The following is a 10,173-nucleotide window of genomic DNA, read 5'->3' as shown; positions in this document are numbered from 1 at the left end:
GTGTTCCGGTCGAAGATTTGACCGGACTTCGGGGGATGGCGGTCGCCTAACTGGGAGGACGGCGCTTTGCGCATTGGGCAGATAACCGTTGGCGCACTTGATGAATGGACGTTGAGTGCCGGTTCGGTGACTTCTTGGCATCCGACTGTGAAAGCCAAGGAAAAGGCGAGCCGAGCGCCCGTCAGTTCAGTGCCGGTGAGTTACATGCAAAGTCAACATCTTCGGAACTATTGCGATCGCAAAGTGTTGGGGCTGAACTTTTCTCGGCAGATCATTGCCAGCTGTGAAGTGGCTGGCAAGTGTGACATAGCAGCGATGGATCAGGCCGTCAATGCCTACCTCCGTCGGCACGACACCTTCCGCAGCTGGTTCAAGCAGGTGGGTGACGGCGAATTCATCCGACATGCTCTCGAAGATCCGGCCGACATCGAATTCGTCCCGGTCGATCAGGGTGTCATGTCGGTCGACGAAATTCGTGCGCACGTCGTCGATATTCCGAACCCTCTGGAGTGGGGTTGCTTCACCTTCGGGGTAATCCAGAACGAAGAACACTTCACTTTCTTCGCGGCGATGGATCACGTGCATGGCGATGCCACATTGATCGGCACCACAATGCTCGAAGCAAACGGCATGTATTCATCGCTGAGCGGAACCGGTCAAGCCCTCACGTTGCCCGATGCGGGCAGTTTCGACGATTTCTGTATTCGCGAGCGCGAATACACCGCCGAGCTGACGGTGGACTCGCCGGGAGTCCGCGCCTGGATCGAGTTCGCGGAGAACAACCGCGACGGATTCCCGGAATTCCCTCTGCCGCTCGGTAATCCGCTGGAGGCCACCCGCAGCGACATGACCTCCGAGGTCCTGATGAATCCGGCGCAGACCGAGCGCTTCGAGGAGGCCTGCACGGCGGCGGGCGCACGGTTCGTCGGCGGCCTGTTCGCCTGCCTGGGTTTGGTGGAACATGAATTTACCGGCGCTCTCACGTATTACGGTCTGACGCCGCGGGATTCCCGCACCGCCAGTGACAATTTCATGACGCAAGGCTGGTTCACCGGCCTGATCCCGATCACCGTCCCGGTCGCGGCGACGTCATTCAGCGATGCCGCCTGGGCCGCGCAGGCCTCATTCGATTCGGGACTGGACATGGCCCGAGTGCCGTATTACCGCGTGCTGGAGTTGGCGCCCTGGTTGAACTGGCCACGACCGAACTTTCCGGTGTCGAACTTTTTGCACGGCGGCGCTGCGCCGCTCAACGCCATCCTGGCCGCTGCCGACATGGGCCTGGCCAACAATATCGGCATCTATCCCGACGGCCGCTTTTCGTACCAATTGACCATCTACATTTTCCGGTACGGGGAGGGCACGGTCATGGCGATCATGCATCCCGACAATCCCGTCGCCAAGAAATCGGTCGGCCGCTACATGGCGGCGATGAAGTCGGTGGCCTCCAGGGTCGCCGACACCGGACAGTGGGGCCGCGTCGCTTAGCGGAGCGTAGATCGATGGTGATGGATTTTCTGCTCGGCCTCGCCTTCGGGGCGAAGGTGAGGGTGACATGCGACGGCTAGCCGACCTGGTGGTGCGATGGCCGTGGCTGGTCATCGGCGTCTGGGCCACCTTGCTGGTTGCCCTGCCGCTGTCGTTCCCCTCGCTGGGTGCGATGGCCGAGAAGCATCCGCTCACCATCCTGCCCGCGGACGCACCGTCGAGTGTCACCGCGGCGAAGATGACCGAGGCGTTCCACGAGCCGGGCAACGACGACCTGCTGCTGGTCGCGCTGATCAACGAAGACGGGCTCAAGCCGGCCGACGAGGCGGTGTACCGCAAGTTGGTCGACGCGTTGCGCGACGACCAGGCGGACGTGGTGAGCGTGCAGGATTTCGTCGCCACCCCGCAGTTGCGGCCGTTCCTGACGAGCAAGGACAAGACCACCTGGGTGCTACCGGTGGGGCTGAAGGGGGAGTTGGGCACCCCCCGGGCGATCGAATCGTTCAACCGGGTTTCCGAGGTCGTCGAACGCAGTACCGCCGGCAGTCCGCTGGCCGTGCACCTGACCGGTCCCGCGGCCACCGCCGCCGACCTCACCGTCGCCGGTGAGCGCGATCGGCTGCCGATCGAGCTCGCGATCGCCGTCCTGGTCCTTGCCGTGCTGCTGCTGGTCTACCGCAGCGCGGTGACGATGCTGCTGCCGCTGGTGACCATCGGCTCGTCACTGCTCATCGCACAATCCCTGGTGGCGGGCTTTTCCCACCTCACCGGGGCCGGGGTGTCGAATCAATCGGTCGTGTTCCTCAGCGCGATCATGGCCGGTGCCGGAACGGATTATGCGGTCTTCCTGATCAGCCGATACCACGACTATCTAAGGCTGGGAAAGGATTTCGACGAGGCCGTCCGGGCGGCGATGGCCTCGATCGGGAAGGTGATCACCGCTTCCGCGGCGACGGTCGGATTGACGTTTCTGCTGTTGAGCTTCACCAAGATGGGCGTGTTCCGCACCGTCGGCACGTCGGCGGCGATCGGGATCGGCGTCGCCTATATGGCCGGGCTGACGCTGCTGCCGGCCATCCTGGTGCTCGTCGGTCCGCGCGGCTGGGTCAAGCCGCGCCGGGAACTGACCTCCCGGTTCTGGCGCCGCTCGGGTATCCGCATCGTGCGCCGGCCGGTACCGCATCTGGTCGCCAGTCTGCTGGTACTGGCGCTGCTGGCCGGGGCGGCGATCTTCGCGCAGTACAACTACGACGACCGCAAGGTCGTGTCGGCAGATGCGCCGAGTTCGATCGGCTATGCCGCGGTGGAACGCCACTTCCCGATCGCCCAGTCCATCCCCGAATACATCCTGATCCAATCGCCCCATGACCTCCGGACGCCGCGTGGTCTCGCCGACCTGGAACAGCTGGCCTCGCGGGTCGCCCAACTACCCGACGTCGGCCTGGTCAGTGGCATCACCCGGCCCCTGGGCGAGGTGCCCCGGGAATTCCGGGCCACGTTCCAGGCCGGCATCGTGGGGACCCGGCTGGCCGACGGCTCCGATCAGATCGACCAGCGCACCGGCGACCTGAACCGGCTGTCGGCCGGCGCCAACACCCTGGCCGGCAGCCTGGCCGACGTGCGCACCCAGATCAACCAGATCGCGCCCAGTCTGCAGAGCCTGGTCGACACGTTCTCCTCGGTACGAACCGAATATGGCGGCGACAAGCTGGTCCACGATGTCGAGGTCGCGGCCAAGCTCGTCGACAGCATCAATGCCCTGTCCAATTCCATGGGCTACAACTTCTCGGCCGTCAAGAACATGTTCGCCTGGATCGGCCCGGTACTGGCGGCGCTGCAGAACAATGCGGTGTGTGACAGCAATCCGTCGTGCAGCGAGACCCGCATCCAGTTCCAGCGGCTGATGGATGCGAACAACGACGGCAGCCTCGACCAGATCAACGACCTGGCGCATCAACTGAACGGCGTCGGTGACAAGCAGTCCCTCAACGCCACGGTCACCAAGCTGAACAAGGCTTTGGCCAGCGTCAACAAGGCCGTCGGCACGATGGGTATGAACAAGCCCGGTGGCCCGCAGGCGGGTCTGCGGGATCTGCAACAGGGGGCCAACCGTCTGGCCGGGGGCAGCCGGGAGGTGGCCGGCGGCGTCGACGAACTCGTCAAGCAGATCAAGGTGATCTCGGCCGGGTTGGACCAGGCCTCCTCATTTCTGTTGAACATGCGCAACGAGGCCGCCGACCCCGCGCAGGCGGGGTTCAACATTCCCCCCGAGGTCCTGGGGCTCGACGAGTTCAAGCAGGCGTCGGCGGCCTACGTCTCGCCGGACGGTCGCTCGGTGCGCTATCTCGTGCAGACCAAGCTCAACCCGTTCAGTTCCGAGGCGATGGACCAGGTCAACGAGATCCAGGACATCGCCCGCGGCGCCCAACCCAACACGACGCTGGCCGACGCCTCGATCTCGATGGGCGGGTTCCCGGCCGCCCTGCGCGACACCCGCGACTACTACCAGCAGGACATCCGCTTCATCATCATCGCGACGCTGATCGTGGTGCTGCTGATCCTGATGGTGCTGCTGCGCTCGCTCGTCGCACCGCTCTACCTGGTCGGTTCGGTGGTGATCTCCTATTTCGCCGCACTTGGTATCGGGGTCCTGGTGTTCCAATCCCTCTTCGGTCAGCAATTGCACTGGAGCGTGCCGCCATTGGCGTTCGTGGTGCTGGTTGCCGTGGGCGCCGACTACAACATGCTGCTCGTGTCACGAATGCGGGACGAGTCGGCGCACAGCATGCGGTTCGGCGTGATCCGCACCCTCAGTTCGACCGGTGGGGTGATCACCGCGGCCGGCCTGATCTTCGCGGCCTCGATGGCCGGTCTGCTGTTCTCCACCATCGGGATGGTGATCCAGGGTGGGTTCATCATCGGCGTCGGAATCCTGCTGGACACTTTCGTGGTCCGCACCATCACGGTGCCCGCCGTCGCCGCACTGATCGGTCGGGCGAACTGGTGGCCGTCACGGGCGGGGACGCCGAAGTCACTGCGCAGACCGGCGGCCGACGCGTGACCACGGCGGGAAGCGCACCCAGTCGAAATATGGAAAACTACCGAACGACGCAATGCGGGCAGGGGCAGAGATGAAGAAGCTACTCGCTGGAATCACGGTTCTGGTAACTGCCGGTGTCACAGGTTGTTTCGGTGTCGGATCGGCCAGCGCCGACGACTCGCAAGGCCCGGGCGGCCCACCGGCTCCGGCGCCGTCGGACCCTGGTACCGCCTACGCCCTGGGCGGCGCCCACGTGTTGGGCATCCCCTATGACGAATACATCCGGATGACGGGCGAGCACTGGTTCCCCGGCATGAAACGGGTGAAGGTCGATTACCCGGCGGGCCAGGTTCAGGGCCACACCCTGGAACGCTTCTTCCCCGGCATCGGTGCGATCGGCGAGCAAATCTATCCCGGCATCGGTCTCGACGGACCCAGCATCGGTGAATCGGTCGACGAAGGCGAAGGCAATCTCGACGCGGCCATCCGCAACGGTGGCCACGGAACCGCGATGGGGCTGTCCGAGGGCGCGCTCGTGCTCAACGCCGTGAAGGTCCGACTGGCCAATGACCCCACCGCTCCGCCGCCGGATCAACTGAGCTTCGCCACGTTCGGTGACCCGATCGCCAAACATGCCTTCGGTGAAAGCTTCCTGACCCAGAACTTCCCCGTCGGCAGCGTCGTGCCGTTCATGGACTACCGGATACCGGCCCCGGTGGAAAGCCAGTACCACACCGATCAGTTCATCTCGGCCTACGACAGCATCGCCGATTGGCCGGACCGGCCGGACAACTGGATGAGCGTCATCAACGCGATCGCCGGACTGGCCACCGGTCACACCGCGATCGCGTTCACCAACCCCAGCAACGTCCCGCCGCAGAACATCCGGACGACGGTGAACTCCAAGGGTGCGACGACGACGACGTACCTGGTTCCCGAAGAGCACCTGCCGCTGGTGCTGCCTTTCAAGTACCTCGGATATGACCAGGACACGCTCAACAAGCTGGACGCGATCCTCAAGCCCCGGGTCGACGCGGGCTATTCCCGCAACGACGATCCGGCCACCGCTCCCGTCACGGTGGACCCGGTGAACGGATTCGACCCCGCCGAAGTCACCGCTCCGGCCAACGAGGCCACGTTCGGTGGCCAGACCGACCCCATTTCCGAGATCGCCAACGGTGCCCTGTCCTTGCTCGGCGGGCACTGATACAGACCCTGACGATTCCACGAGTAGTACGGACGTGACATGACGCCGACGACGCCCCTGCCCCAATCCACCATCCTCTCGATGCTGCACGGACGTGCCAGCTTGCGTCCCAACGACATTGCCTTCACCTTCACCGAGTACGCCGCCGACCCGGACGGTGTCGTCGAGACGGTGACGTGGTCGCAGCTGTCCCGCCGGACGATGAGCGTGGCGCACGCGATCCGGCGCAGTGCGACAGTCGGGGACCGGGCGGTGATCCTGGCCCCACAGGGCCTGGAATACATCCTGGCCTTCCTCGGCTCGATGCAGGCCGGCCTCATCGCTGTCCCGCTTCCCCTGCCGCACCGCGGCTCCAACCACGACCGGGTCAGCGCGGTGTTCACCGACACCAAGCCCGCGGTGGTCCTGACCACGTCCGCCGTCTCCGAGGATGTCGGCGATTACGTCGATCAGTCCCGGTTGGACACGGCGCCCAAGATCCTCGAGGTCGACTTGCTGGACCTGGACGCCGCACCGGGGCCGGAAGACGGCACCGATGCCGGGACGGGTGAATTCCCCACGACGGCGTATCTGCAGTACAGCTCCGGCTCGACCCGGGTGCCGACGGGGGTGATGATCTCCCATCGCAATCTGCAGGCGAACTTCGAGCAGTTGATGCGGGGTTTCTTCACCGACGCGCTCAGCCGGTCTGTCACCGAAGCCACGATCGTGTCGTGGCTACCCTTCTACCACGACATGGGCCTGGTGCTGGGAGTCTGCGCACCGATCCTCAGCGGCTATCCCGCAGTCCTGATGAGCCCGGTGGCCTTCCTGGAGCAGCCGGCCCGCTGGGTGCGCGCGTTGGCGACCAATGCCAATGCGTTCTCGGCGGCGCCCAACTTCGCTTTCGATCTCGCCGCCCGCAAGACCAAGGACGCGGACCTGGCCGGTCTTGACCTCGGCGGGGTGCTGGGCATCATCAACGGTGCTGAGCGGGTCGAACCGGGGACCTTGGAACGGTTCGCAGATCGCTTCGCGCACTTCAACTTCCGGGACCACATGCTGCGTCCGTCGTACGGGATGGCCGAGGCCACCGTGTTCGTGGCGACCGGGACCTGGGACGAATCTGCGGGAGCGGCGGCGTTCGACACCGACGAACTGTCGGCGGGACGCATCCGCCGGTCGACGAGGTCGGCCGGTTCGTCGCTCGTCAAATACGAACTGCCACAGTCACCGATCGTGCGGATCGTCGACGTCGACACCCACCGGGAATGCGCACCGGATGTGGTCGGCGAGATCTGGGTGCACGGCGACAATGTCGCGTCCGGCTACTGGAGCCGGCCGGCCGCGGAGCAGCAGTGCTTCGGCGCCACCCTCGTCGACCCGACGCCGGGCACGGTCGCGGGCCCCTGGCTGAAAACCGGCGATCTGGGTTTCGTCTCCGGTGGGCACCTGTTCATCGTCGGGCGCATCAAGGACCTGCTGATCATCCGGGGACGGAACCATTATCCTGAGGACATCGAGGCGACCGTCCAACAGATCACCGGCGGCCGGGTGGCGGCGATTTCCGTCCCGGTGAACAGCACCGAGAAACTCGTCACGGTCATCGAGCTCAAGAAGCGCGGGGAAGTGACCGGGGAGGCGGTGCATTGGCTCACCGGGCTCAAGAGTGAGGTCACCTCGGCGATATCGAATGCGCATGGCTTGAACGTCGGTGACCTGGTGCTGGTGCCACCTGGCTCCATACCGACGACGACGAGCGGCAAGATCCGGCGTGCGGCGTGTGCGGAGCAGTACCGGCAGGACGAATTCGCCAGGTTGGACGCCTGAGTTAGTCACAGCGGTTCGTCACAGGCCGACGAGACCGGCGACCAGCAGCACACCGCCGACGGTGGCAACCACCGCGGCCACCTTCCGGTGGCGTTGGGTCTGCAGCCACTGGTGCAGTGCCGCCAGGGCCGCACGGGTGCGCTCCGGGGCCACCAGGTAGGAGATCAGCGGGATCTCGACGAGCCCGAACGCCACCACGTTGAACAGCAGTAGGGCGCCGACCTGGGTCGCGGCCGCAGCCCCCGAGGCGACGATGAGTGCGAGCGCGGCGAGATAGTCGACCGATGGCAGGGCGATGCCAAGGCCTGCCACGCTCGCCGTCCACAGCGAATGGCCGCCAAACAATTGTCTGGTGCGTGTCACAAGCTGTCCGGGTTCGCGGTCGGGTTTCGGCGTGAACAGGCTCGACGGCCTGCCGCCGGCGAGGATCGCCGCGGCCACCAGTGCCACCGCGCCCACCACGAGCTGAACTCTGGGCAGCGTGAAATGGGAAGCGCCCAGGGCCGGCCGCAGGAGAAACAGCACCACCACTCCCACTGCGGTGCCCATCGCGAATCCGCCGACCAGGAAGGCCAGCAACTGCAGCAGCGGACGGGGCCGGTTGAGCATCACGATCGTCATACCGATCCGTAACGGCTCCAGGCTGACTGCCGCGGCCATCACCAGGAGCGTGATCCACATGATGGGCGCCAACTTACTCTGCCGACTTGTCCCGCTCACCGCACCCGGACCTGGGCGCGGTCGGGTGTCCCATGTGAAGATGGAGGTGTTATGAGTGCAACAGAATTGAACCCGACGTCGCTGCGTGAAGCGTTCGGCCACTTTCCGTCCGGTGTCATCGCGATCGCTGCCGAGGTAGAGGGCAGCTTGGTCGGCTTGGCCGCCAGCACGTTCGTCCCGGTGTCGCTGGACCCGCCGCTGGTGTCGTTCTGCGTGCAGAACTCCTCGACCACCTGGCCCAAGCTCAAGGATCTTCCGTCGCTGGGGATCAGCGTGCTCGGGGAGTCCCACGACGCCGCGGCCCGGTCGCTGGCCGCCAAGACCGGGGACCGCTTCGCCGGTCTTCAGACGGAATCACGCGAATCGGGTGCGGTGTTCATCCACGGCACCAGCGTGTGGCTGGAGAGTGCCATCGAGCAGTTGGTGCCCGCCGGCGATCACACCATCGTGGTGCTGCGGGTCAGCGATATCACGGTCAACGCCGAGGTGGCGCCGATCGTCTTCCACCGCAGCACGTTCCGCAAGCTCGGCGCCTGAGCTTCCCGGCTGCGGTTCGGCGGGTCAGGGCCGCGCGGCGAGCTCGTCGCGGTACTTGACGATGCGTTGCTCGATCTCGCCGGCGTCGGCGGGGCGGCCCTCTTTGCGGGCCAACTCGGCCCGGGCCGACAATTCCCGGATCGCGGTACGGATCTCGTTGACGCTGTGGATCTGTCCCATGCTCATGGAGCTGCCTTTCGTTGCTGATTGGCTGCTTTTCCCCGAGCCTACGCGCCGAACCTGACCGAGTGCCTCAAACTTCCTGGAGGCCGATGACGACCTTGCGGAACAACTGCGCGCCGGCGTCTTTCTGTTCAGGCGGGCAAGTGACGTTGACGATCATGCCCCGGACGAGACCGTAGTAATTGCACTTCTCCTGGCCGTCTTTCGTCATCGCGAAGGAGTCATCGGCAGCCGATTCCGGCGCGGCGACCGTCCCGAAGTCGATCGTGATGACCTCGTTCTCGATGACCTGACCGTGCTTGCTGACGACGGTGGTGACCTTGGCGCCTTTGCAGCGCTCGTACCACTGTCGGGCGAAATCGAGGCTGGTCGGGTCTTTCGACACGAACACCGCCAGGGAAAACGACTTGCTGTCTTCCTTGTTGCCGCCCGGATCGTCGACCGGGTACATCAGGCGCGAGATCTTCGAGTCCTTGTACCGCTCGGGATCATCGTCGGTGTCGAGGCCCAATTCCGCGGCGTACAGCGGGTCATCGCTTGCCGTGCAATCCGGCGGTTCGGACGTCGACTTGTACTCGCGGTCGGGATCGTACGTATAGCCCGAATCCTTGTTCATCTTCGTGTAGTCGAATTCGGTATAGCCCGGCGGATACAGCGAGTCGAAGTCGATCGCGTTGAGGATCATGGTCGGCGGCTTGTCGCTGAGCAGTGGTCTGCCCTTGGCGGGAGCATCGGCCTGGTCGATGGGCGCCGAGCGCGGCCAGGCCAGCCAGGCCACCAGCGCCACGACCAGAAGCACCGCGACGGCAATGCCGACGCTGCCCAGAACGATCGTGCGGCGCGACAGCTTCCGCGGACGGGCCGCGCCTGACGATGCCGAGAATGACCACGGGTTTGGCGTTCCGTCGGGCCCGGTCATGGCTGCGGTCCTGCCGTGCTGCACATGGCTGCGGTCAGGTGACCGAGCGGGGTTCCGTCCGGATCGCAGAAGCCCGGACCGTCAGCTGGACGAAGCTCCACGTGGTCGGGGTATTGCAGGGGCCCGTCGGTACCGGGTGCCTGACCCGGTCCTGGCCCTGGTGCCGGCGCCGGTGCCGGGGGTGGGGCCGCCACGTGGGGGGGGGGGCACGATTCTGCGACATGTGCGGAACCGCGGTCGGCGGGCAGCCGGCGACCAGTGAATACAAAC

8 protein-coding genes are annotated in these 10,173 nt (G+C 65.3%); 5 read left to right on the top strand and 3 right to left on the bottom strand.

The window, feature by feature from the left end:
* Positions 1 to 66: 66 nt before the first annotated feature.
* From A5740_RS05910 to A5740_RS05895, 4 genes are all read left to right on the top strand, one after another.
* A complete protein-coding gene (locus A5740_RS05910; RefSeq protein ID WP_076192302.1) occupies positions 67 to 1,488 on the top strand; it encodes a condensation domain-containing protein in 1,422 nt (473 codons plus the stop codon).
* Between the two features lie 67 nt (positions 1,489 to 1,555).
* Complete coding sequence (locus A5740_RS05905; protein WP_076192300.1) at positions 1,556 to 4,549, top strand: RND family transporter; 2,994 nt, start codon at positions 1,556 to 1,558, stop codon at positions 4,547 to 4,549.
* 70 nt (positions 4,550 to 4,619) lie between these two features.
* Positions 4,620 to 5,735 (top strand): acyltransferase PE, encoded by a 1,116-nt coding sequence (gene pe, locus A5740_RS05900; protein WP_076192299.1) that lies wholly within the window; start codon positions 4,620 to 4,622, stop codon positions 5,733 to 5,735.
* Positions 5,736 to 5,792: 57 nt separating this feature from the next.
* Positions 5,793 to 7,544, top strand: a complete 1,752-nt coding sequence (locus A5740_RS05895; RefSeq protein WP_217696683.1) for an AMP-binding protein — start codon at positions 5,793 to 5,795, stop codon at positions 7,542 to 7,544.
* A gap of 18 nt (positions 7,545 to 7,562) precedes the next feature.
* On the opposite strand, the gene A5740_RS05890 is transcribed toward A5740_RS05895, so the two are convergent.
* A complete protein-coding gene (locus A5740_RS05890) occupies positions 7,563 to 8,225 on the bottom strand; it encodes a GAP family protein (protein ID WP_076192296.1) in 663 nt (220 codons plus the stop codon).
* 90 nt (positions 8,226 to 8,315) lie between these two features.
* On the opposite strand from A5740_RS05890, the gene A5740_RS05885 reads away from it, so the two are divergent.
* Entirely contained in the window at positions 8,316 to 8,801 is a 486-nt protein-coding gene (locus A5740_RS05885; protein WP_076192294.1) for a flavin reductase family protein, read from the top strand.
* 24 nt (positions 8,802 to 8,825) lie between these two features.
* On the opposite strand, the gene A5740_RS28205 is transcribed toward A5740_RS05885, so the two are convergent.
* Both A5740_RS28205 and A5740_RS05880 read right to left on the bottom strand, forming a co-directional pair.
* Positions 8,826 to 8,987 (bottom strand): hypothetical protein, encoded by a 162-nt coding sequence (locus A5740_RS28205; protein ID WP_139334962.1) that lies wholly within the window; start codon positions 8,985 to 8,987, stop codon positions 8,826 to 8,828.
* A gap of 67 nt (positions 8,988 to 9,054) precedes the next feature.
* A complete protein-coding gene (locus A5740_RS05880) occupies positions 9,055 to 9,903 on the bottom strand; it encodes a hypothetical protein (RefSeq protein ID WP_076192293.1) in 849 nt (282 codons plus the stop codon).
* Positions 9,904 to 10,173: the final 270 nt, after the last annotated feature.

It is taken from the genome of Mycobacterium sp. GA-1841 (genome assembly GCF_001954135.1).
In the GTDB taxonomy this organism is placed as follows: Bacteria; Actinomycetota; Actinomycetes; order Mycobacteriales; family Mycobacteriaceae; genus Mycobacterium.
Note: the sequence above shows the minus strand (reverse complement) of the source record. Positions and strands in the feature narration are given on the sequence as shown.

Coding starts and splice junctions, on each gene's coding strand:
- A5740_RS05905 (WP_076192300.1), top strand. CDS start 1,556: ATGCGACGGCTAGCCGACCTGGTGGTGCGATGGCCGTGGCTGGTCATC.
- pe (WP_076192299.1), top strand. CDS start 4,620: ATGAAGAAGCTACTCGCTGGAATCACGGTTCTGGTAACTGCCGGTGTC.
- A5740_RS05890 (WP_076192296.1), bottom strand. CDS start 8,225: ATGTGGATCACGCTCCTGGTGATGGCCGCGGCAGTCAGCCTGGAGCCG.
- A5740_RS05885 (WP_076192294.1), top strand. CDS start 8,316: ATGAGTGCAACAGAATTGAACCCGACGTCGCTGCGTGAAGCGTTCGGC.
- A5740_RS28205 (WP_139334962.1), bottom strand. CDS start 8,987: ATGAGCATGGGACAGATCCACAGCGTCAACGAGATCCGTACCGCGATC.
- A5740_RS05880 (WP_076192293.1), bottom strand. CDS start 9,903: ATGACCGGGCCCGACGGAACGCCAAACCCGTGGTCATTCTCGGCATCG.